The organism is Streptomyces sp. NPDC007157, assembly GCF_040634235.1.
In the GTDB taxonomy this organism is placed as follows: Bacteria; Actinomycetota; Actinomycetes; order Streptomycetales; family Streptomycetaceae; genus Streptomyces.
Map to the genome: position 1 here is coordinate 62,860 of NZ_JBEYFE010000018.1, position 21,659 is coordinate 84,518.

General features: G+C 71.0%; 20 protein-coding genes. 10 read left to right on the forward strand and 10 right to left on the reverse strand.

Annotation, left to right across the window (positions count from 1 at the left end; translation table 11 throughout):
- Positions 1 to 38 precede the first annotated feature (38 nt).
- Positions 39 to 368, reverse strand: coding sequence for a hypothetical protein (locus ABZ642_RS29320; protein ID WP_360489443.1), 330 nt, complete (start codon positions 366 to 368; stop codon positions 39 to 41).
- Positions 369 to 489: 121 nt separating this feature from the next.
- Complete coding sequence (locus ABZ642_RS29325) at positions 490 to 2,838, reverse strand: immune inhibitor A domain-containing protein (RefSeq protein ID WP_360489444.1); 2,349 nt, start codon at positions 2,836 to 2,838, stop codon at positions 490 to 492.
- Positions 2,839 to 3,262: 424 nt separating this feature from the next.
- Here ABZ642_RS29325 and ABZ642_RS29330 point away from each other — a divergent pair, with 424 nt between their 5' ends.
- A complete protein-coding gene (locus ABZ642_RS29330; protein ID WP_360489445.1) occupies positions 3,263 to 3,556 on the forward strand; it encodes a hypothetical protein in 294 nt (97 codons plus the stop codon).
- A gap of 91 nt (positions 3,557 to 3,647) precedes the next feature.
- Here the strand turns inward: ABZ642_RS29330 and ABZ642_RS29335 are convergent, their stop codons facing one another.
- Both ABZ642_RS29335 and ABZ642_RS29340 read right to left on the reverse strand, forming a co-directional pair.
- Positions 3,648 to 4,349, reverse strand: a complete 702-nt coding sequence (locus ABZ642_RS29335) for an RDD family protein (protein WP_360489446.1) — start codon at positions 4,347 to 4,349, stop codon at positions 3,648 to 3,650.
- 68 nt (positions 4,350 to 4,417) lie between these two features.
- The gene (locus ABZ642_RS29340) at positions 4,418 to 5,887 is read right to left on the reverse strand and encodes an RDD family protein (protein ID WP_360489447.1); all 1,470 of its coding nucleotides are present in this window, start codon (positions 5,885 to 5,887) and stop codon (positions 4,418 to 4,420) included.
- Between the two features lie 237 nt (positions 5,888 to 6,124).
- Between ABZ642_RS29340 and ABZ642_RS29345 the strand changes: the two genes are divergently transcribed.
- Entirely contained in the window at positions 6,125 to 6,538 is a 414-nt protein-coding gene (locus ABZ642_RS29345; RefSeq protein WP_360489448.1) for an SsgA family sporulation/cell division regulator, read from the forward strand.
- Between the two features lie 54 nt (positions 6,539 to 6,592).
- Here ABZ642_RS29345 and ABZ642_RS29350 read toward each other — a convergent pair whose 3' ends face one another.
- Positions 6,593 to 7,999, reverse strand: a complete 1,407-nt coding sequence (locus ABZ642_RS29350; protein ID WP_360489449.1) for an FAD-linked oxidase C-terminal domain-containing protein — start codon at positions 7,997 to 7,999, stop codon at positions 6,593 to 6,595.
- Positions 8,000 to 8,091: 92 nt separating this feature from the next.
- Between ABZ642_RS29350 and ABZ642_RS29355 the strand changes: the two genes are divergently transcribed.
- Positions 8,092 to 9,594: a tetratricopeptide repeat protein gene (locus ABZ642_RS29355; RefSeq protein ID WP_360489450.1), complete on the forward strand. Its 1,503-nt coding sequence runs from the start codon at positions 8,092 to 8,094 to the stop codon at positions 9,592 to 9,594.
- A gap of 207 nt (positions 9,595 to 9,801) precedes the next feature.
- Here ABZ642_RS29355 and hppD read toward each other — a convergent pair whose 3' ends face one another.
- The gene (gene hppD / locus ABZ642_RS29360) at positions 9,802 to 10,950 is read right to left on the reverse strand and encodes a 4-hydroxyphenylpyruvate dioxygenase (RefSeq protein ID WP_360489451.1); all 1,149 of its coding nucleotides are present in this window, start codon (positions 10,948 to 10,950) and stop codon (positions 9,802 to 9,804) included.
- A gap of 121 nt (positions 10,951 to 11,071) precedes the next feature.
- Here hppD and ABZ642_RS29365 point away from each other — a divergent pair, with 121 nt between their 5' ends.
- The 7 genes from ABZ642_RS29365 (at position 11,072) to ABZ642_RS29395 (ending at position 16,127) form a co-directional block, all read left to right on the forward strand.
- On the forward strand, positions 11,072 to 11,554 hold the full coding sequence (locus ABZ642_RS29365) for an Lrp/AsnC family transcriptional regulator (RefSeq protein ID WP_360489452.1): 483 nt from the start codon (positions 11,072 to 11,074) through the stop codon (positions 11,552 to 11,554).
- A gap of 28 nt (positions 11,555 to 11,582) precedes the next feature.
- Positions 11,583 to 12,230, forward strand: coding sequence for an ABC transporter permease (locus ABZ642_RS29370; protein ID WP_360489453.1), 648 nt, complete (start codon positions 11,583 to 11,585; stop codon positions 12,228 to 12,230).
- Positions 12,223 to 13,455, forward strand: coding sequence for a betaine/proline/choline family ABC transporter ATP-binding protein (locus ABZ642_RS29375; protein WP_360489454.1), 1,233 nt, complete (start codon positions 12,223 to 12,225; stop codon positions 13,453 to 13,455). The genes ABZ642_RS29370 and ABZ642_RS29375 overlap by 8 nt, the downstream gene beginning before the upstream one ends.
- Positions 13,452 to 14,306, forward strand: a complete 855-nt coding sequence (locus tag ABZ642_RS29380; RefSeq protein ID WP_360489455.1) for an ABC transporter permease — start codon at positions 13,452 to 13,454, stop codon at positions 14,304 to 14,306. Before ABZ642_RS29375 ends, ABZ642_RS29380 begins: the two co-directional genes overlap by 4 nt.
- Before the next feature lie 89 nt (positions 14,307 to 14,395).
- Complete coding sequence (locus ABZ642_RS29385) at positions 14,396 to 15,277, forward strand: glycine betaine ABC transporter substrate-binding protein (protein ID WP_360489556.1); 882 nt, start codon at positions 14,396 to 14,398, stop codon at positions 15,275 to 15,277.
- Positions 15,278 to 15,358: 81 nt separating this feature from the next.
- Complete coding sequence (locus tag ABZ642_RS29390; RefSeq protein ID WP_360489456.1) at positions 15,359 to 15,943, forward strand: helix-turn-helix domain-containing protein; 585 nt, start codon at positions 15,359 to 15,361, stop codon at positions 15,941 to 15,943.
- 10 nt (positions 15,944 to 15,953) lie between these two features.
- The gene (locus ABZ642_RS29395; RefSeq protein WP_360489457.1) at positions 15,954 to 16,127 is read left to right on the forward strand and encodes a hypothetical protein; all 174 of its coding nucleotides are present in this window, start codon (positions 15,954 to 15,956) and stop codon (positions 16,125 to 16,127) included.
- Between the two features lie 119 nt (positions 16,128 to 16,246).
- On the opposite strand, the gene ABZ642_RS29400 is transcribed toward ABZ642_RS29395, so the two are convergent.
- The 4 genes from ABZ642_RS29400 to ABZ642_RS29415 all read right to left on the reverse strand — a co-directional run bounded on the left by ABZ642_RS29400 (position 16,247) and on the right by ABZ642_RS29415 (position 21,552).
- Entirely contained in the window at positions 16,247 to 17,035 is a 789-nt protein-coding gene (locus ABZ642_RS29400) for a S16 family serine protease (protein ID WP_360489458.1), read from the reverse strand.
- Positions 17,036 to 17,126: 91 nt separating this feature from the next.
- On the reverse strand, positions 17,127 to 17,768 hold the full coding sequence (locus tag ABZ642_RS29405) for a helix-turn-helix domain-containing protein (protein WP_360489459.1): 642 nt from the start codon (positions 17,766 to 17,768) through the stop codon (positions 17,127 to 17,129).
- A 364-nt stretch (positions 17,769 to 18,132) separates the two neighbouring features.
- Positions 18,133 to 19,935, reverse strand: coding sequence for a DEAD/DEAH box helicase (locus ABZ642_RS29410; RefSeq protein WP_360489460.1), 1,803 nt, complete (start codon positions 19,933 to 19,935; stop codon positions 18,133 to 18,135).
- A 174-nt stretch (positions 19,936 to 20,109) separates the two neighbouring features.
- Complete coding sequence (locus ABZ642_RS29415) at positions 20,110 to 21,552, reverse strand: MFS transporter (protein WP_360489461.1); 1,443 nt, start codon at positions 21,550 to 21,552, stop codon at positions 20,110 to 20,112.
- Between the last annotated feature and the right edge of the window lie 107 nt (positions 21,553 to 21,659).

Genomic DNA, 21,659 nt, shown 5'->3' on the forward strand with positions numbered 1-21,659 from the left:
GCCGAACCGGCCGGTGCGCACCTGCGGGCCGGTGCGGGCTAGGCGACCGCCGATCTTCGCAGCAACGACCTGATCGGATGCCACAGCTCCGTCACCGTGACACCGTTGTCAGGGGCCGTTCGCCATATGAGGCCGTCGGGGTGATGGAGGACGGCCGTGATCTCGTCCGGGGTCGGCGGGGCGGCGTTGCCCCGCAGGTAGACCGCTCGCATGCCCAGGTTGCGGAGCCTGGTCAGGGCACGGGCGCGGTTCTGGGCGAGGACCAGTACCCGCACCCCGGCGGTGCCCCCGGCAGGGGCGGGGCTGGGCAGGTTCAGTGCCACCACCACGCTGCCGTTCGGCAGCTTGCAGAACCCTCCTGCGGCCATGCGGTCATACCCCCGTACGAGTCGGTGTCAATAAGAAAGCCACAGGACGCACCTAAACACGATCGGCGGCGACCCGCCAGGGGGTCGCCGCCGATACGTCTCTGACCTGCGAAGATGCGAGCTACTTCACCGCAGGGCCGACCTGGAGGGAGATCGTCGAGCCGTCTCGGGCCTCCGTGACAATGTTGATCTTCGTGTTGGTGTCAGTGATCTTGACACCGCCGGCCGGGTTCGAGGCGTCGTAGTAGGTGCTCTTGTGGTCGTTGAAGACCGACACCCCGGACGACTGCCTGAGCTTGGTCGCCACGTCCGCGTTGTGGAGCGTGATCCCGTCGCTCGCGTAGAGGCTGAACGGCGAGTCGTAGGCCTGCACGCGGTTGCGCATCAGCGTGCCGTTGGACCACTTCAGCGCCGTCGGGTGCGAGTCGATCGGCAGGATCAGGCCGGTGCCCGGGTGGTCACCGGTGTTGTTGTCCGCCTCGGAGGTGTCCCACTTCCAGATCAACAGGCCGTTCTGGTACGGGTAGTGCTCCACCCAGTCCGGACGGGTCGTCGAGAAGCCGAAGTTGTACGGACCGGTCTTGAGGGTCTTGTCGTACGACACGTACTGGCGGTTCTCCGCGATGTAGTACTGCGCGTAGTCCTTGGTGAAGGACGCGCCGATGCGGGAGAAGCCGGACGCGGTCCAAGCCGGGTCCGCCGACTCCGCGTTGTCGGAGAAGAGGGCCGAGCCGTCCGCGGTCACCGTGATCTCGTCGGCCGCGAAGCCCTTCAGGGCGACCCCGCCGTCGGTCTGGTAGCGGAAGCGCAGCTGGATCTTCTGGCCCGCGTAGGCGTCCAGCGGGTACGACAGCTTGGTGTACGCGTCGACCGAACCGGTGAGCGCCGGCTTGTCGCTGCCGTCGCGCGGGATGGCCTGGCCGCCCGCCGTGCCGTCCAGGGCGGTCCAGTTGGCACCGCCGTCGGTGGACACCTCGGCGTAGAGGTAGTCGTAGCCCGACTCGATGTCGTACCAGCCGTCCAGGCTCAGTGCCGCCGACGACTTGCCGGTCAGGTCGACCTCACGGGTCAGCGTGTTCTTGAGGTTGTCGCCGCTGCCGCTCCACCACTGGGTCACACCCTGGGCCGGGGCGACGACGGTGGTGGTGACCGCCTTGTCGGGCAGCGAGACCACCAGGGCCTGCTTGTTCTTGGTGTTGTACTCGGCGACGCCCAGCTTGTGCGAGGACTTCGTGCCGGCCTTGGCCACGTCGTAGTTGAGCCAGCCGAGCTGCAGCTTGTCCCAGGCGTTCATGTCGCCGGGCAGGTCGCCGATGGCCTCCTTGCCGGTGCCCAGCCAGGAGCCGGAGGACATCAGGGTCCAGAAGCCGGTGGAGTTCTCGCCGCCGTTGGTGTCGTACTCGTCGGGCAGGCCCAGGTCGTGGCCGTACTCGTGGGCGTAGACGCCGAGTCCGCCGTTCTCCGGCTGCATGGTGTAGTCGCCGACCCAGATGCCGGTGTCGCCGACCTGGGTGCCGCCGAGCTTGTTGCCCGCGGGACCGGTGGCGCCGGCGTCGGTGCCGAAGGCGTACCAGCGGTGCGCCCAGATGGCGTCGGTGCCCTGGGCGCCGCCGCCCGCGGACTCGTCCTCGCCGGCGTGCACGATCTGGAAGTGGTCGACGTAGCCGTCGGGCTCGTTGAAGTTGCCGTCGCCGTCGTAGTCGTAGCGGTCCCACTGGTCGTACTGGGCGAGGTCGGCCTTGATGGCGGCGTCGGACTCGCCGGCCGCCTTCTGGCCGGCGACCCAGGACGTCAGTCCGTCGCGGACCAGGTTCCAGACGGTGGAGCAGGTGGTGGAGCCGCAGGCGTTGTTGCCGTAACGGGCCTCGTTGTAGGGGACCTTGACCCAGTCGGTGACCTCGCCGTCGACCGAGTAGCGGCCCGAGGACTGCTTCTCGTAGTACTTCTTCAGCGACTCGGTCTTCTTGCCGGTGCCGAAGTAGAGGTCCTGGAAGTGGGCCTGGTTGTAGTCCGCCTGCCAGGCCGTGGAGTTGTCCTTGGTGCGGTCCGGCTCGGCTATCTGGTTGTGCAGCGGGCCGACCGTGCCGCCGTAGCGGGGGTCGCTCTGGTCGCCGAACTCCACCAGGATCGTGAAGATCTTGTCGGTCTTCTCCCGACCGAGCTCGACGTACTTGCTGTCGCCCTTCTTGCCCTTGAGCTGAACGACCTTCGAGCCGTCCCGGTCCTTGACCTGGGCCTTGCCGGCTATGACCTGGTCGAGCGCCTCCTGCCGCTGAGCTTCCTGGGTCTTGCTCAGGGGGCCGTCGAGGTTGTGCTCGTCCTGCTTCGTCGACGGATCCTTCCGGTCGACGGTGGAGCTCGCCGGCTTCGTCGCCGCCTGGGCGACCGCGAAGGTGGTGAAGCCCGCGGATGCCGTCGCGAGTGTCACCCCGATGGCGAGCGCTCTCAACGTCCAAGATCTGCTGGTCACTTGAGGTCCTCCCCCGCGCCCGCGCGCACGGAAGGGGGGTCCGGATTCATGGAGGTATCCGTGCGCGCACGTTCAACGCGTCGATTCAAGTGACGTCATTTGACTACTGGTTTACGAGAAAAGACAGACCTTGACTTGGACAGTTCAACTGCACTATGCGGAGAGGAAGTTCGCTTTACGGACACCGTGGTAGGGGTTGACCCCTGACGGGCCTCGGTCGACCGGCGCGCATATGCCTCCGGTTGCCGTATGCCATGCGACCGTGCGCCCCCTGTGCACCGGTACCGTGGGTTAGGTCACGCTTACCGGCCGTTCCTCTCGGGCATGCACGCGAATAGAGTCGAACGGTGGAACGTCCGGAAGCCGGTGGAAAGCAAGGCCGGCTCCCCGTCTCACCCCCACATCTTCCGAGGACACGATTGCCATGCCTCGTCCGACCCCGGCACAGCTCGTCTACGGTTCGTGCACCGTGATCTGCTCGACGCTCGCCATGCTGCTGCTGTCACAGACGAGTTCGGGCATCGGGATCGCGGTCATCGCGCTCGCGGCGCTCGGTCTGGGACTGCTGGTCGCCATGACGGTGCCACTCCCCCGGCCGCGCACGGTCGCCCGGTCCGAGCCCGCCCCGATCGCGGCGCCCCAGGTGCGGGTGCCCCTGCACCGGGAGACCGTGGCCGCCGCCACGGTCGAGTCCGTCCGGGAGCCCACCGCGCCCTGACGCACGTACACCCGAGAAGCAAGTGAAGTCGGCGGATCCGTGAGACTGACGGACCCGCCGACTGCTTGTGCGCCCCCCGCCCCTCCCGGTGTCAGTTCCTCGTACTGACCACGACCGTCTTCGCGGCCTTGTCGTGCAGTCCCTGTTTGTACGGCTTGTCGAAGAAGCTCCAGCCGCCGCAGATGACCGTCCACACACAGGCGCAGCAGAAGGCGAACGGCAGCCACAGCACCAGGGCCCGCACCAGCGAGGTCTGGGCGGAGGGCGTGGCGCCGTCGGCCAGGTCGGCGACCCGCATGCCGAGCCACTTCTTGCCGAGGGTCTGCCCGCCCCTGACGGTCATCAGGGTGTCGTACCCGACGAACAGGACGGCGGCGACCAGCGACTGCGCGAAGGACTTGCCGACCTCCATCTTGTCGCCGTTCACCTGGTACTCGCGCACCCCGAAGGCCCAGGTGAGCAGCCAGACCACGATGAGCACCAGGACCATGTCGACGATCCGGGCGAGGGTGCGTCTGCCGCTGTCGGCGAGCGGCGGCATCCCGGCGAGCGGATCGGCGGGATGGCCGCCGCCTGCGCCGAAGGGACCGCCGCCGCCGTTGTAGGGACCGCCACCGCCCGCTCCGTAGGGACCACCGCCGTAGGAGGGCGGCGGGGGCTGCGCGCCGCCGTACGGGGTGTCGTACGGCGAGCCCGGCCCCTGGCCCGCGCCCGGCTCACCGGACGGCGGCTGCTTCTTGAACGGGTCGTCCTCCGGCGGCTGTCCGGAGCCCGGGGGCGGTTCGGTGCTCATGGCCCGAGTGGACCGCGAAGCCACCCGGTCCGCATCCGGCGCGGGGCCGTACGGGGTACGACGCCCCGTCAGCCGGCGACGAAGGTGTGCGCCGCCTTGTCGTGCCAGCACTGGTGCCAGGGCCGGTCGAACAGGCACCAGGCGACGCCGACGATCCCGATGCCGAGCAGACCGGGCACCGTGTACACCAGCCAGCGGCGCAGCGCGGCGCCGAACGCCGGGGGCTCGTGGCCCTCGATGTCCCGTACCTCCAGGCCGAACAGCTTCTTGCCGAGCGTGCGGCCCCACTTGGCGGTGGGCAGCACCTCGTAGAGGACGCCGACGACGAGCAGGACGGCGAGCACGATGCCGAGGTAGAGGCCGGTCGTGCCGTCGAGCAGCCAGACGGTCTCGGTACGGCCGGAGAGCTTGGCCGCGTCGATCTTGTCCCGCACGTGGTCGGCCGCCTGGGTGCCGAACGGTACGGCGGCCGCGGCGGTCACCATGCCGACGACCAGGCTGTCGACGAGCCGCGCGGCGAACCGCTTGCCGAGTCCGGCGGGGCGGGCCGACGCCTGCCGCCGGGCGGCCGCCTGGAAGACGTCCTCCACCGGCGGCTTCCAGGGCGCGGCCTGCTGATCACCCGCGAGCTGATGCACCTGCTGCGCCCAGGACGACTGCCCCCCGCCGGGCCCCGCGGCCATGGGGGCGGCGGCCTGCGACCCGGCGGACTGCCCGGGTACGGCGGGAGCGACGACCTGGGGAGCGGCGGGCGCCGGGGCCGCGGCGGCGCGTTCCGCGGCGGCCTTTCCGGCGCCGAAGCCGGGGCGGGCGCCACCGGGAGCGCCGACCGGGCCCTGCGCACCGAACCCGCCCGCACCGGGCGCACCGGGCGCGCCGGCGGGGCCCTGAGCGCCGTAGCCACCGGACCCGGAGGCCCCGGCCGCGCCCGGACCACCGGACCCCGGTGCACCGAACCCGCCCGAAGCCGCCGCACCGGAACCCTGACCACCGGATCCGGCCCCGCCGGAACCCGTACCGGCCGTCGCCGCCCCCGTGTTCGGGGGGTTCTCGGCGCGGATCGGGCGGAAGGTCATCGTGCCGTCGTCCATGGGAGGCCGGGCGGCCGGCGGGGTGCCCGCGGGGCCCAGCGTCGGCCTGCGGAAGATGAACGTGCCGCCGGAGTCGACGTCCCCCTGGTCCGCCGGCGGGATCGTCGCCGAGCCGTCCGTGTGGGCCGACCGGCCGTCCGGCTGGGGCGGCGAACCCGCCGCCGCCCGGGGGTCGGTGCCCCAGGCACTCCCCTCGGCCGCCCAGCCGGATCCAGCCTGCTGCGGGTCCTCGTCGAAGAAGTGCGGGCCGGTCTCCTCCACCACGGGGGTCGCGGGGTGGGAACCGGGCGGCGGGGCGAGCGGTTCGCCACCGGACGGAGCCGGGCGGCTGGTGCCCGGCACCCACGCGGCGCCGTTCCAGTAACGGACGTAGCCGGGGATGGACGGGTCCGGGTAGTAGCCCTCGCGGGGCCGTTCGTCACCGGGTGCCGGGGTAGGGGCGGTCATGTCCGTCATCCCGTATCTGCTCGGGGGTCGTGTGGGAGGCTCCACATCTATCAGACGCGCGTGCCCACCACCGCCAGTCCCGCAGGACCCGCCCCTTTCCGGGCATCCTGTGCGCCCCCTGCGACCCGGCGGAAAAAATTTCCCGAACCCGCGTAATGCTCACGGCCCCACGCCCTCTCCACTCGTACGGGCCCGGCCACAGGCGCCCGTACGACCGAGCGAGAGGAACCGAACGTCATGCAGCACACCGTGGTGGAGCGCGAACTGGAGCTGCGGCTCATCCTGTCCCCCGAGCGGAGCATCCCGGTCGCGGCCCGGCTCAACTACCGCTCCGACGACCCCTACGCCGTCCACGTCGGCTTCCACATCAACTCGGCGTCCCCGGTCCACTGGACCTTCGCCCGCGACCTGCTGGTGGAGGGGGTGTTCCGGCCGTGCGGGCACGGGGACGTGCGGGTGTGGCCGACGAAGGTGGAGGGCCGCAGCGTCGTGCTGATGGCGCTGAGTTCACCCGACGGAGACGCCCTCCTGGAGGCGCCGACCGCCCAGGTGTCCGCCTGGCTGGAGCGGACCCTGCGGGTGGTGCCCCCGGGGACCGAGGGCGGCCGGCTGGGGATCGACGGCGCGCTCGACCAGCTGCTCGCCCAGTGAGGTCCCCGACGGACGGGGCGTACGGGGCGTATGGACCGTATGGACCGTGTGGGGTCAGAACAGCTTGCCGGGGTTGAGGATGCCCAGCGGGTCGAAGGCGTCCTTCACGGCCCGCTGCAGCTCCACGCCCACCGGCCCGATCTCCCGGGCCAGCCACTCCTTCTTCAGGACGCCGACGCCGTGTTCGCCGGTGATGGTGCCGCCGAGCTCCAGTCCGAGGGCCATGATCTCGTCGAAGGACTCGTGGGCGCGGCGGCACTCGTCGGGGTCCTGCGCGTCGAAGCAGACCGTGGGATGCGTGTTGCCGTCGCCGGCGTGGGCGACCACCCCGATGGTCAGCCCGTGCTTCTCCGCGATGCGCTCGACCCCTTCGATCAGGTCGCCGAGCCGGGAGCGGGGCACGCACACGTCGTCGATCATCGTGGTGCCCTTGACGGCCTCCAGGGCGACCAGCGAGGACCGGCGGGCCTGGAGGAGGAGTTCGGACTCGGCGGCGTCCTCGGCCGGGACCACCTGGGTGGCGCCCGCCTCCTCGCACAGCGCGCCGAGCGCGGCGAGGTCGGCGGCCGGGTCCGGGGTGTCGAAGGCGGCCAGGAGCAGCGCCTCCGTCGACTCCGGCAGGCCCATGCGGGTGAGTGCGTTGACGGCCTTCACGGTCGTACGGTCCATCAGTTCGAGGAGGGACGGTACGTGCCCGGCCGCCATGATCCGGCACACCGCGTCGCAGGCGGCGGCCGCGGAGCCGAACTCGGCGGCCAGCACCAGCTGCTGCGGCGGCTTGGGCTTCAGTGCCAGGACGGCCCGTACGACGACACCGAGCGAGCCCTCGGAACCCACGAACAGCCGGGTCAGGTCGTACCCGGCGACCCCCTTCGCGGTACGCCGGCCGGTGGACAGCAGCCGCCCGTCGGCGAGGACGACGTCCAGGCCGAGCACGTACTCGGCGGTCACCCCGTACTTCACACAGCACAGCCCGCCCGACGCCGTGCCGATGTTGCCGCCGATCGTGCACATCTCCCAGCTGGAGGGGTCCGGCGGGTAGGAGAGGCCGTGTTCCTCGACCGCGCGGGAGAGGGTGGCGTTGATGACACCCGGCTCGACGACGGCGATGCGGTCGACCGGCGAGATCTCCAGGATGCGGTCCATCTTGGTCAGGGACAGCACGATGCAGCCGTCGGTGGCGTTGGCGCCGCCGGACAGGCCGGTGCGGGCGCCCTGCGGAACGACCGGGACACGCAGCTCGGTGGCGACCCGCAGGACGTGCTGGACCTGCTCGACCGTGCGCGGCAGTACGACGACGGCCGGGGCGCCGGCCGGGCAGAAGCTCGCCATGTCGTTGGCGTAGGAGGTGGTCACATCGGGGTCCACGAGAACCGCGTCGGCCGGCAGGCCCGCCAGGAGCCGGTCGGTGAGGTTGCCGGTGGTCTCGTCCCGAGGCGCTTCGATACGGCTCATGATCACAGCGTCGCACCCGGGGCCATCGGTGTGAACCCCACAGGTGCCCTCCTTGGGCCGCCCGGGCACGGTCGTCCTATTGACGCACAGTATGCGGCATGTGCGCGCTCGATAACCGACCGTCAGGGCCCACCACCTCGTTGCTCACGGAGTCGGGGCCACCGCGCCGCCGTCGCCGGGTGCTGCGGCGGCTTCTGGTCGTCGCGCTGGCGGGCGGGGCGGCGGCCGGCGCGGCGCTGACGCTCTGGCCGCACGAGCCGGAGCCGCGCCACGCCGCCGCGCCGCCCCCGGCGGCCGGGCCCCGGGCCCAGGCGAGGGCGCGGGCCGCGGCCCAGGCGGCGACGCAGACGGCCGTCCTCGACGGCCTGCCCGCCGCGCTGCCCGACCTCACCACGCTCATCGGCGCGCGCGAGAGCCGGGTGCGGGCGCAGCCGAAGGACGCGCGGGCCTGGGCGGTGCTCGGGGCCGCGTACGTGGAGCGGGCGCGCCGGACCGCCGACACCGCCGACTATCCGCGGGCCGAGCGGGCGCTGCGGACCTCCCTCCAGGTGGCCGGCAAGGGCAACACCGACGCGCTGGCCGGTCTCGCCGCGCTGGCGAACGCGCGCCGGGACTTCGCGACGGCCAAGCAGTTCGGCGAGGAGGCGCTGAAGGCGGCGCCGAAGCGGTGGTCGACGTATCCGGCGCTGATCGACGCCTACGACGGGCTCGGCGACTACAAGGCGGCCCGGTCCGCACTCGACAAGCTGATGGCGCTGAAGGTCGGGGCGGCCGTGAAGCCGGCCGTGATGGCACGGGCTTCGGCCGTGTACCGGGACCGGGGCTGGCGGGAGGACGCGGTGGCGCAGGTGACGGACGCGGCGGCGGCCGCGGGGACGCCGGCCGAGCAGGCCGCGTACCTGACCCAGGCCGGGCAGCTGGCCTGGGAGCGGGGAGACAGGGACGACGCGCTACGGCACTTCACGGCGGCCGTGCGCCTGGACCCCGACCAGTCGGCGGCGCGGGCCGGGCAGGGGCGGGCGCTGGCCGCGCTGGGCCGCACGCAGGAGGCGCTGAGCGCGTACCAGCGGGCGCTTGCGCACCGGCCGGCTCCGCGGATCACCCTGGAGCTGGCCGAGTTGTACGAGTCGCTGGGGATGGGGCAGCAGGCGGAGACGCAGTACGCGCTGTTGCAGACGCAGGTGCGGCGGGAGGTGGACGCCGGGGTCGACGACGAGCTGCTGATCGGGCAGTACGAGGCGGACCACGGGGATGTCGAGGAGGCGGTGCAGCGGCTGACGGCCGAGTGGGAGCAGCAGCCCGGCGTCGAGGTCGCGGACGCGCTCGGGTGGGCGCTGCACCGGGCCGGCGACGACAAGGAGGCGCTGGGCTACGCCTCGATCGCGACGGACTCGACGAAGGGCGGCGGGGTCCGCAGCGCGTCGTACGCCTTCCACCGGGGCATGATCGAACGCGACCTGGACCTGGACGCGTCCGCCCGTCGCCACCTCCAGGACGCCCTGCGCATCAACCCCTACTTCTCCCCGCTGCAGGCCCCGCTGGCCCGAGCCACCCTGACCACCCTGGGCGACCAGCCACCGAACGAAGAGGCCCCACAGTGACCCACGGGCAGCCGGGCACCGCCGGAGACCGCCGTCGTGGCCGGGCGCCGTCGCGGCGGAGAGAAGTCTGACCGAGGTCAGTTTCTTTCCGCCACGGCGGCGATCAGCCACGGCGGCGATCAGCCACGGCGGCGGATCCCGGCGGTGCCGGGTCGGCCCCGGCCAGGGCGGCTCGCCCAACGGCCCACCGGGCCCCCGGCCCCCGGTTCACAGGTTGCCGCGGCGCTCCTGCTCGCGCTCGATCGCTTCGAAGAGGGCCTTGAAGTTGCCCTTGCCGAAGCCCATGGAGCCGTGGCGTTCGATGATCTCGAAGAAGATGGTCGGACGGTCCTGGACCGGCTTGGTGAAGATCTGCAGCAGGTAGCCGTCCTCGTCCCGGTCGGCGAGGATCTTCAGCTCGCGCAGGGTGTCGACCGGCACCCGGGTGTCGCCGACCCACTCGCCGAGGGTGTCGTAGTAGGAGTCGGGGGTGTCGAGGAACTCGACGCCGGCCGCGCGCATGGTCCGTACGGTCTCGACGATGTCGTTGCTGTTGAGCGCGATGTGCTGGACGCCCGCCCCGCCGTAGAACTCCAGGTACTCGTCGATCTGGGACTTCTTCTTGGCGACGGCCGGCTCGTTGATCGGGAACTTGACCTTGAGGGTGCCGTCGGCGACGACCTTGGACATCAGCGCGCTGTACTCGGTGGCGATGTCGTCGCCCACGAACTCCTTCATGTTCGTGAAGCCCATGACCCGGTTGTAGAAGGCGACCCACTCGTTCATCCGGCCGAGTTCGACGTTGCCGACGCAGTGGTCGACGGCCTGGAAGGTGCGGCGGGCGGGCGGTTCGACGATCGGGGACGCGGCGACGAACCCCGGCAGGTACGGGCCGTCGTACCCGGTGCGCTCGACCAGGGTGTGGCGGGTCTCGCCGTACGTGGCGATCGCGGCGAGCACCACCGTCCCGTGCTCGTCCTTCAGCTCGTACGGCTCGGCCACCGACCGGGCGCCGTGCTCGACGGCGTACGCGTACGCGGCCCGCGCGTCCGGGACCTCGATGGCCAGGTCGACGACCCCGTCACCGTGGTCGGCGACGTGCCGGGACAGGAACGTGCCCCACTCGGTCTCCGGCCTGACGACGGAGGTGAGGACGAACCGCGCCGAGCCGTTCTCCAGGACGTAGCTCGCGGTCTCCCGGCTGCCGTGCTCCGGTCCGGAGTACGCGACCAGCCGCATGCCGAAGGCGCTGGAGTAGTAGTGCGCGGCCTGCTTGGCGTTGCCGACGGCGAAGACGACCGCGTCCATTCCCTTGACCGGGAAGGGGTCGTCCTGCCGGGTGGTCGCGTCGGGAGCGTGCTGTGTGGTCTGCGTCATGGTCGAAGGGTGACCCTGGCCCACAAGGTGCGCAATAGTTCCCGTATTCACTGGGCAATATGTTCAGCGGTACGGCCGTAGCAGCGGACTTTCTGTGCAGGATGACCATCCGGAGGCGGGCATGGCGATCGATCATCTGGACGGGCGGATCCTGGTGCTGCTGGCCCGGGAACCGCGGATCGGCGTGCTGGAGATGTCCCGTCGGCTGGGGGTGGCGCGCGGGACCGTGCAGGCCCGGCTCGACCGGCTTCAGTCGAATGGAGTGATCCAGGGATTCGGCCCGCAGGTGGACCCGGCGGCCCTCGGCTACCCGGTCACCGCGTTCGCCACGCTGCAGATCCGGCAGGGTCAAGGCCCGGACGTGCGGGCGCACTTGGCGACCGTGCCGGAGGTGCTGGAGCTGCTCACCACCACCGGCACCGGCGACATGCTGTGCCGGCTGGTGGCCCGCTCCAACGCCGATCTCCAGCGGGTGATCGACCGGGTCGTCGGTTTTGATGGCATTGTCCGGGCCTCCACGGCGATCGTCATGGAGAACCCCGTTCCGCTGCGGATCATCCCGCTGGTGGAACAGGCCGCGGCGGACAGCGAGGGGACGGCCTGACCGGCTCGGAGTTCGAAGGTGAGCGCGCGTGAGCTTCTGGGAGTACCTGGGCAACCGGCACCAGACCCTGCTCACCGACGCCTACCAGCATGCCAGCGCGGTCTTCCAGTGCATGGTCGCGGCGACCCTCATCGGCGTGCTGATCGGTCTCGTCACCTACCGCAGCGAGTGGGCCGGCAACCTCGCCACCACCGCGACCGCCACCATCCTCACCGTCCCCTCCCTCGCCATGATCGGTCTGCTGATCCCGGTCGTGGGCCTCGGCGTCCCGCCGACGGTGATCTCCCTGACGCTGTACGGGCTGCTGCCGATCGTGCGGAACTCGATCGTGGGCCTGCGCGGGGTCGACCCGATGCTGGTGGACGCGGCCCGGGGCATCGGCATGTCCCGGCTGACACGGCTGCTGCGGGTGGAGCTGCCGCTGGCCTGGCCGCCGATCCTGACCGGCATCCGGGTCTCCACACAGATGCTGATGGGCATCGCCGCGATCGCCGCGTACGCCTCCGGTCCCGGCCTCGGCAACGAGATCTTCCGCGGACTGGCCTCCTTGGGCAGCAAGAACGCGCTGAACCAGGTGCTCGCGGGCACCGTCGGGATCATCATCCTCGCGCTGCTGTTCGACGCGGCGTACGTCCTGATCGGGCGGTTGACCATTCCGAGGGGGATCCGTGACTGAATCCCATGGGGCCTCGATCGAGCTGGAGAACCTGACCAAGCGCTACCCGGGCAGCCCCCAGCCGGCCGTGGACAACGTGAACATGGAGATCAGGGCGGGCGAGACGGTGATCTTCGTCGGCCCGTCCGGCTGCGGCAAGTCGACCACCCTGAAGATGATCAACCGGCTGATCGAGCCGACCGGCGGCCGGATCCGGATCGGCGGCGAGGACGTCACCGGCATCGACGCGGTGAAGCTGCGCCGCAAGGTCGGCTACGCCATCCAGTCCGCCGGGCTGTTCCCGCACATGACGGTCGCCCAGAACATCGCCCTGGTCCCGAAGATGCTCCGCTGGCCGAAGGCCCGGATCCGCGCCCGCGTCGAGGAGCTGCTCGACCTGGTCGGCCTGGACCCCGGCGAGTTCCACGGCCGCTATCCGCGCCGGCTCTCCGGCGGCCAGCAGCAGCGGGTGGGCGTCGCCCGGGCACTGGCCGCCGATCCGCCGGTGCTGCTGATGGACGAGCCGTTCGGCGCCGTGGACCCGATCACCCGTGACCATCTCCAGGACGAGCTGATCAGGCTCCAGCGCGAACTGCACAAGACGATCGTCTTCGTCACCCACGACTTCGACGAGGCGATCAAGATCGGCGACCGGATCGCCGTACTCCGCGAGCGCTCGCACATCGCCCAGTTCGACACCCCGGAGGCGATCCTCACCAACCCCGCGGACGACTTCGTCTCCGGTTTCGTCGGCGCGGGCGCGGCCCTGAAGCGGCTGAACCTCACCCGGGTCCGGGACGTCGAGATGGGGGACTATCCGACGGTCACCCTGGACACCCCGCTCCAGGAGATCTTCAACAAGCTGCGCGGCAGCGGTACGAACGAGATCCTGCTGCTCGACAAGCACGACCGCCCCTACAAATGGCTCCGGCGCGGCGACCTGATGCGGGCCAGGGGCTCGCTGGCCCGCGCCGGCACGCTGGTGCACGACACGGTGACCCGGGACGCGACCCTGCGCGACGCGCTGGAGGCGGTGCTGACCGACAACGCGGGCCGGGTCGCGGTGACCGGGCGGCGCGGCCAGTTCATCGGGGTGGTCGACATGGAGACGCTGATGAACTCGGTGCACGAGCTTCTGGAGGCCGACCGCCTGGAGGCGATGGAGGCCCAGCACGAACTCGAGGAGGCCCGGGCCGCCCAGACCCATGCCGAACAGGAGGGCGAGGGAGGGGAGCAGAAGGCGTGAGCACGTCCCCCGACGCCCGCCCGGAGGGCGAGCACGAGGTCAAGGGCCTCGCCTTCCGCGACGAGGGCGAGGCGGAACAGGAGGCCCCGCCGCCGCGGCAGGGCCCGCCGGCCCGCCGTATCACCTGGCGGAAGCTGACGTTCCTGCCGGCGTTCCTGGTGGCGCTGCTGCTGGCCACCTGGCTGTGGTTCCAGCAGGCCCACCTGGACACGATCTCCGCGAACGCCCTCTCCCACGGCCAGGTCTCCACATGTCTGTGGCAGCAGGTGAGACTGACCGCGATCTCCACGTTCTTCGTGCTGATCATCGCGATCCCGCTGGGCATCCTGCTGACCCGCAGGGCCTTCCGGAAGGCCACCCCGGTGGCGATGGCCTTCGCCAACATGGGCCAGGCGACCCCGGCGATCGGCCTGCTGGCCCTCCTGGTCATCTGGCTGGGCGTCGGCGAGAAGGCGGCCCTGATCGGCATCATCATCTACGCGATCCTGCCGGTCCTCTCCAACACCATCGCGGGCCTGAAGGCGAACGACCCCACCCTCCTGGAGGCGGCGCGCGGCATCGGCATGTCCCCGCTGGGCGTGCTGCGGAAGGTGGAGCTGCCGCTGGCCGTCCCGCTGATCCTCGCGGGCGTCCGTACGGCCCTGGTCCTCAACGTCGGTACGGCGACGCTGGCCACCTTCGGCGGAGGCGGCGGCCTGGGCGTCCTGATCACCACCGGCATCACGAACCAGCGCATGCCGGTCCTGGTCCTCGGCTCGGTGCTCACGGTGGCCCTGGCCCTGCTGGTGGACTGGCTGGCCTCGCTGGCGGAGATCCTGCTCCGGCCGCGGGGCCTGGAGGTGGGCCGGTGAGAAGGCTCCGCGTACCGCTTGCGCTGCCGCCGGTGCTGCTGCTGGCCCTGCTGCCGGCCGCCGGCTGCGGTCTGACGAGCGGCTCCCCCATGGTCGACGACGTGACACCGGGCTCGATCGGAGCCGGTGAGCCCCTCAAGGGCGCCCACCTCACGGTCACCTCGAAGGAGTTCACGGAACAGCTGATCCTCGGCGCGATCATGGGGATCGCCTTCGAGGCGGCGGGCGCGGAGGTCCTCGACCGCACCGGCATCCAGGGCTCGATCGGTGCCCGCGAGGCGGTCAGGTCCGGGGAGGCCGACGGGATGTACGAGTACACCGGCACGGCGTGGATCACCTACCTGGGCAACAGCCACCCCATCCCCGACCCGCAGCGGCAGTGGCAGGCGGTCCACGACGCCGACCTGCGCAACGGCCTGACCTGGCTTCCGCCCTCCCGGCTCAACAACACCTACGCACTGGCCATGAACCAGGCCAACTTCAAGAAGTACGGCACGAGGACCCTGTCGGACGTGGCCGCGCTGGCGAAGTCGGACCCGGGCGCGGTGACCCTGTGCGTGGAGGGCGAGTTCGCCAACCGCGCCGACGGCCTGCCCGGCATGGAGAAGGCGTACGGCATGAGCGTGCCGGCCAGGAACATCACGCAGATGGACACCGGGATCATCTACACCCAGGTGGAGAAGGGCAGTTGCACCTACGGCGAGGTCTTCACGACCGACGGCCGCATCAGGTCCATGAACCTGGTGGTGATGCGGGACGACAGGAAGTTCTTCCCCAACTACAACGCGGCGCCCGTGATCAACACCAAGGCCCTGAAGAAGTGGCCGGCGATCGCGACGGTCCTGGACCCGGTGACGGCGAGGCTGGACAACACGGTGGCCCAGACGCTGAACGCGAAGGTGGACGTGGCCGGGGAGGACCCGCACCAGGTGGCACTGGACTGGATGAAGGCGGAGGGGTTCGTCAAGTAGCACGGCCGGCCCGGGAGTTCCAAAGGACTCGATGCAAAAGAGTCGTTGCAAAGCATCCTTTGCATCGCTATCTTTGTACGCATGACGGAGCACGAGGACCGGAAACAGCGTCGGCTGGACGCGCGTTCACTGCGCGGACTCGCCCACCCACTGCGGATGCAGCTGCTGGACGCGCTACGACAGCACGGTCCCGCCACCGCGTCCCAACTGGCCGAGCGGCTGGGCGAGTCCAGCGGCGCGACCAGCTACCACCTGCGCCAGCTCGCCGAACACGGCTTCGTCGAGGACGCCCCCGAGCGCGGCAAGGGCCGGGAGCGGTGGTGGCAGGCGGTGGACCAGGGCCTCCGCTTCGACAGCGCCGACTTCGAGGACGCGAGTCCCGAGGTGCGGGGGCTGACGGAGGTGTTCCTCCAGGAGGGCGCCGCACGTCATGCCCGCGAGCTGTCCGCCTGGCTCGGCACCCGCGACCAGTGGTCACAGGCCTGGGCCCGTGCCACCGACATGAGCGACATGAGCCTGCGGCTCACACCGGATCTCGCCGTCGAACTGATCGGCAGGATGCACGACCTGATCGACGGCTACCGGGACCGGGTCCCCGACCAGGACACCCCGCAGTCGGAGCAAGTACGCATCCACACGCACCTCTTCCCCATCGAGACGGACTGAGAGGCCCGACATGCACACCCAGACCCAGCTCGCCCAGTACCGGATGACGGAACTGCACACGCAGGCGCAGGCGTACCGTCTGGCGAAGGAGGCCAAGCCCGAGAAGGAAATCCGCACGCGGCTCGGCTGGGCGTTGGTCGAGGTCGGCCTGCGCCTTGCGACTCCGGTGCCGGCAACTCCCTGAAGGGGCACGGGACTTCTCGGCACGCGGCACGCTCAGCGCGCCTTCGGGGGCGCGGGGCTGTATCAATATGCGGCTCCGCCGCGCGGGCGCGACCAGCCCCCACGCGCCGCGCCCACAACTCAACAGCTGGGGACCTTCGTCCCCTTCTCCAACGCGACCAAGCCGGACACAGCCCCCTTGAGACTGGTCACCGGCACCAACCGCAACCCCTTCGGCAGCTCGGCCTTCGCATCCGCGCACTCGTCCTTCGGCACAAGAAAGACGGTCGCCCCGTCCCGCCGCGCGGCCTGCGTCTTCAGCGCCACCCCGCCCACGGCCCCCACCGTGCCGTCGGCACTGATGGTCCCCGTACCGGCGATGTTCTTCCCTCCGGTGAGGTCGCCCCCGCTGCCGTTCCCGTCCAGCTTGTCGACGATCCCGAGCGAGAACAGCAACCCCGCACTCGGACCGCCCACGTCCGCCAGTTTCAAGGTCACCTTGACCTCGTCGGCGCCGAGATTCAGGTACTTCAGCGCGGCCTGCGCCGCCGCGTCCTGCGACTGCTCCATCTGCTCGGTGTTGTGCTGCTCGATCTCCTTGACGTTGTCGCCGCTCGGATACACCGAGTCGCGCGGCATCACCGCCCGGTCCGTGCGGAACCAGTTGCCGAGGACGTCGCCCAGCGAGACCCGGGTGTCCGGCCCGGTCGCCTCGATCGTCGTCATCCGCAGCTGCCCGCCGGTCGTCCGGGTGGGCGCCCCGGAGATGGTGATCACCGGGGTGCCCTGGTTGTCGCCGAGCACGTTCGCCGTCATCCCGGGCTGGGCCACCGAGAACGGCAACGGCGCGAAGACGGCCGTACCGATCAGAGCCACGACGGGAACCGCACAGACGGCGACGGCCTGGAGACGCGTGAGACGTGAGAGCACGGAGTCAATCTAACGCGGCAACGTGGCAACCACTTCAGGCCATCGCCCCGGCCTCGCCCCGCCCCCCTCGCCCCAGCCCCTCGCCGGCCCCTCAGCGCAACGCCTCCGCGACCTCCCGCGCCGCGTCCATGACCCGCGCTCCTACCCGCTCGGGCACGGCGTCGGCCAGCATCACGACCCCGACGCTCCCCTCGACCCCGGTGACCCCGAGCAGGGGCGCGGCCGCACCGCTCGCACCGGCCTCCAGTTCGCCGTGGGTCAGCGTGTACCCGGGGTCGTCCTTCGGCGAGTGCCGTGCGGCCAGGATCGCCTTCCCGGCGGCCCCCCGGTCCAGCGGGTGCCGGAACCCGGCCCGGTAGGCCACGTGATAGTCGGTCCAGGTCGGTTCGACGACCGCGACGGCGAGCGCCTCGGTCCCGTCGACCAGCGTCAGGTGTGCCGTCGCCCCGATGTCCTCGGCGAGCGACCGCAGGGCCGGCAGCGCGGCCTCCCGTACGAGCGGGTGCACCTGCCGTCCCAGCCGCAGTACCCCTAGGCCGACCCGGGCTCGCCCGCCCAGATCGCGCCGTACCAGCGCATGCTGCTCAAGCGTGGCAAGCAACCGGTACACCACGGTCCGGTTCACGCCCAGTTTGTTGGAAAGCTCGGTGACGGTCAGCCCGTGGTCCGTGTCGGCCAGCAGCTTGAGGACCCTGAGGCCCCGGTCGAGCGTCTGAGAGGTCTCCGCGGTCACGACGCCCACTCCTTAAGTGGTGAGGTCGGCAGCCTCCGACGCGGCGGATGCGTCGCCGAGTCCCGTCAGCGACGCGCTTCAGAGGCCGCCGATCGGCAGGACGGCCCGGCGGCTCCGGACCCTGTCGCTTCACGGCTGCGCTCCGCGGCGGCGCTGCCACGGGGCGTGTGCGTAGGCGGACAGTAGCGAAGGGGGTTCGCTGAGCGGAAGCCTCCGTCCAGAATCCGGTCACGCTCGGGTACGGACTACTTCGGTATGTGACGGTTTGCGCTCAGATAACGCGCCCACAGGGGCGCGAGGCCATGTCGATGTGCGGCTCCGCCGCGTGGGCGCGACAAGCCCCCGCTCAACCGCGGCCCACCGACTACCTCATGCGCGTAGCCCACTCCTGCACCTTGGCGATCCGCTGCCGGAGCTGTCCCGCCGTGGCCTCCGCGCTCGGCGGCCCCCCGCACACCCGGCGCAGCTCGGTGTGGATCACCCCGTGCGGCTTGCCGCTCTGGTGCACATACGCGCTGACCATGGTGTTCAGCTGCTTGCGCAGCTCCATCATCTCCTTGTGGGAGACGACGGGCCGCCGTTCCGCGGGCAGTTCCAGCAGGTCGGCCTCGTCGTCCGGCTTCTTGCGGCTGTGCGCGATCTGCCGGGCCTGCCGCTTCTGCAGCAGCAGCTGCACCTGGTCGGGCTCCAGCAGGCCCGGGATGCCGAGGTAGTCCTGCTCCTCCTCGCTCCCCGGGTGCGCCTGCATGCCGAACTCGGCGCCGTCGTAGAGCACCCGGTCGAAGACGGCCTCGGACTCCAGCGCCTCGAAGGCGAACTGCTCCTGCTCGCCGGTGTCCTCGTCCTGCTCCTTGTTCGCCTCCTCCATCTCCTTCTCGGACTCCGCGTACGGGTCCTCCTCGCCGTCCTTCTTCGGCTTGTCGAGGGCGTGGTCGCGCTCGACCTCCATCTCGTTGGCGAAGGTCAGGAGATCCGGGACGGTCGGCAGGAACACGGAGGCCGTCTCGCCGCGCCGCCGGGACCGTACGAAACGGCCGACGGCCTGGGCGAAGAAGAGCGGAGTCGAGATGGTGGTGGCGTACACGCCGACGGCGAGCCGGGGGACGTCGACGCCCTCGGACACCATCCGCACCGCGACCATCCACCGGTCGTCGCTCGCGCTGAAGTCGTCGATCCGCTTGGACGCGCCGGTGTCGTCGGAGAGCACGAGCGTGGCCTTGTTCCCCGTGATCTCACGGATGAGCTTGGCGTAGGCACGGGCGGACTCCTGGTCGGAGGCGATGACCAGGGCCCCGGCGTCCGGAATCCCCTTCCGCACCTCCGTGAGCCGCTGGTCGGCGGCGCGCAGCACGGCCGGCATCCACTCACCGCGCGGATCGAGCGCGGTACGCCAGGCCTGGCTGACGGCGTCCTTGGTCATCGGCTCGCCGAGCCGGGCGGCGATCTCGTCACCGGCTTTCGTCCGCCAGCGCATGTTGCCGCTGTAGGAGAGGAAGATCACGGGCCGCACTACATGGTCGGCGAGCGCGTTGCCGTACCCGTACGTGTAGTCGGCGGCGGACCGCCGGATCCCGTCCTGCCCCTCCTCGTACGTCACGAAGGGGATGGGGTTGGTGTCGGACCGGAAGGGCGTACCGGTCAGCGCCAGCCGCCGGGTCGCCGGCTCGAACGCCTCCAGGCAGGCCTCGCCCCAGGACTTGGAGTCACCGGCGTGATGGATCTCGTCGAGGATGACGAGCGTCTTGCGCTGCTCGGACCGGTTGCGGTGCAGCATCGGCCGCACCCCGACACCGGCATAGGTGACGGCGACCCCGTCGTACTCCCGGCTGAGCGGTCCGGCGCTGTACTCGGGATCGAGCTTGATCCCTATCCGGGCCGCGGCCTCCGCCCACTGCTTCTTCAGATGCTCGGTGGGGGCGACGACGGTGACCTGCTGCACGACATGGTGGTGCAGCAGCCAGGACGCGAGGGTCAGCGCGAACGTCGTCTTGCCGGCGCCGGGCGTGGCGACGGCGAGAAAGTCACGCGGCTGCTCCTGGACGTACTTCTCCATGGCCCCCTGCTGCCAGGCACGCAGCTTGCTGGCGGTACCCCAGGGCGCCCGGCCGGGGAAGGCCGGCGAGAGGTGGTGGGAGGACGAGGAGGCAGAAGCTGTGGAGGTAGTCACGGTCTCCGTAGTAAGGGGTCGGGCGGCTACGTATGGATATGACAACCGGGCCACCCTACCGGCGCCCCGCGGGGGTCAACGCGCAGACAAGCCCGCCTCACCCTCGGGTGGGACTCACGTCACAGATCACGAAGCCGCGTCGTCACGAAGCCGCGTCGTCACGAAGCCGGGTCGTCACGAAGCCGGGTCGTCACGAAGCCGGGTCGTCACCCACACCCCGACGAGCGCGACGGCGGCCATCGGCAGGAACACGACGGCGAAGGCGACCGGGTGGGAACCGGAACCGGCCGTCCCCGTCATGCTGCCGCCGCCGAGGGAGGCGAAGGCGGCGCCGGCCACGGCGAGCAGGACGACGTTCGACAGGGCGTCGGAGATCTGCAGGGCGGCCGAGTTGGCGCCGGCCTCCTGCGGGGCGGAGAGCCGCAGCATCAGCACGCTGGACGAGGCGATCACCAGGCCCATCCCGAAGCAGCCGAAGGCCCAGGCGACGGCGACGATCCACACCGGCACGCCGTGCACGAGCACGCTGGGCGCGGTGGCGATCGCCGCGGCGACCAGCACCATCCCGAGGGTCATCAGCCGCTCCCGGTACGGCGCCACGCGCGGCCTCGCCTGCACCCACGAACCCAGCGCCCAGGTCACCCCGCCCGCCGCCAGCGAGAACCCGGCGAGGGTGGGCGAGAGCCCCCGCTGGGTCACGAGCATCAGCGGCACGAAGGACTCGGCGGAGACGAACGCACCGGCCGCGACCCCGCGCAGCAGCACCACCGACGGCAGCCCGCGGGCCGCGCGGTAGGTCCCGCGCGGCAGCAGCCCGAGTACGGCGGGGACGAGCAGCGCACCCCCGACGGCCCCCGGCAGCAAGGAGACCCACCGCTGGTCCTGAGCCGCGTACTGCAGCAGCCCCGCGCCGACGGAGATACCGAACGCGAGCCGGATTCGCCGCCGTTCGAAGGTCTCCCGCGCCCGTTCCGCGACCGGGCCGCCGGCCCGCCGCCGTATCCGGGGCAGGGCGAGCGCCACCGGACAGACCACGAGCACCGGGATTCCGAGGAACACCCACCGCCACCCGAGGTGCTCGGTCACCGCGCCGGCGGCCAGCGGCCCGACGATGGACGGCACCACCCAGCCGGCGGCGAAGGCGGCCATGATCGAGGGCCGCAGCCGCTCCGGATAGGCCCGCCCCACCACTACGTACAGCGCGACGATGACCAGCCCGCCGCCGAGCCCCTGCACGGCCCGCCCCAGGATGAACACCCACATGGCCTGAGCGGTCCCGGCGACGACGAGCCCCGCGGCGAAGGCCCCGATCCCTGTGGTCAGCGCCCCGAGCGGCCCCCGCCGGTCCGACCACTGCCCGGACAGCACCATCCCGAAGAGACTGGTCGTGTAGTACCCGGAGAAGGCGAACGCGTACAGCGACACCCCGTCCAGCTCCCGGGCGGCCACGGGCATCGCCGTCCCGACGGCGGTCGCCTCGAAGGCGATCAGCAGCACCACGGACACGATCCCGACGCTCAGCGCCCGGTACGACCGCCCCAGCACACCCGTGCCTCGGGCCGCGTCATCTGTCGTCTCATCTGCGACAACGGCGTCGCTGGGCCCAAGAGCGGTCATACCGACCAAGGTAAGCCCCAATCCCCGCTTTGGCCCCTGTCCCGAGCCCCACCCCACCTCGGACCTTGGTCGTAGACCCGCCGTTCGCCCCCCCCATTCATGAACGC

What these genes read in the sequence shown, in the direction of transcription:
- ABZ642_RS29335 (WP_360489446.1), bottom strand. Translation starts at nt 4,349, where the DNA reads ATGAGCACCGAACCGCCCCCGGGCTCCGGACAGCCGCCGGAGGACGAC.
- ABZ642_RS29385 (WP_360489556.1), top strand. Translation starts at nt 14,396, where the DNA reads ATGGTCGACGACGTGACACCGGGCTCGATCGGAGCCGGTGAGCCCCTC.
- ABZ642_RS29320 (WP_360489443.1), bottom strand. Translation starts at nt 368, where the DNA reads ATGGCCGCAGGAGGGTTCTGCAAGCTGCCGAACGGCAGCGTGGTGGTG.
- ABZ642_RS29395 (WP_360489457.1), top strand. Translation starts at nt 15,954, where the DNA reads ATGCACACCCAGACCCAGCTCGCCCAGTACCGGATGACGGAACTGCAC.
- ABZ642_RS29415 (WP_360489461.1), bottom strand. Translation starts at nt 21,552, where the DNA reads ATGACCGCTCTTGGGCCCAGCGACGCCGTTGTCGCAGATGAGACGACA.
- ABZ642_RS29330 (WP_360489445.1), top strand. Translation starts at nt 3,263, where the DNA reads ATGCCTCGTCCGACCCCGGCACAGCTCGTCTACGGTTCGTGCACCGTG.
- ABZ642_RS29355 (WP_360489450.1), top strand. Translation starts at nt 8,092, where the DNA reads ATGTGCGCGCTCGATAACCGACCGTCAGGGCCCACCACCTCGTTGCTC.
- ABZ642_RS29390 (WP_360489456.1), top strand. Translation starts at nt 15,359, where the DNA reads ATGACGGAGCACGAGGACCGGAAACAGCGTCGGCTGGACGCGCGTTCA.
- ABZ642_RS29365 (WP_360489452.1), top strand. Translation starts at nt 11,072, where the DNA reads ATGGCGATCGATCATCTGGACGGGCGGATCCTGGTGCTGCTGGCCCGG.
- ABZ642_RS29345 (WP_360489448.1), top strand. Translation starts at nt 6,125, where the DNA reads ATGCAGCACACCGTGGTGGAGCGCGAACTGGAGCTGCGGCTCATCCTG.
- hppD (WP_360489451.1), bottom strand. Translation starts at nt 10,950, where the DNA reads ATGACGCAGACCACACAGCACGCTCCCGACGCGACCACCCGGCAGGAC.
- ABZ642_RS29340 (WP_360489447.1), bottom strand. Translation starts at nt 5,887, where the DNA reads ATGACCGCCCCTACCCCGGCACCCGGTGACGAACGGCCCCGCGAGGGC.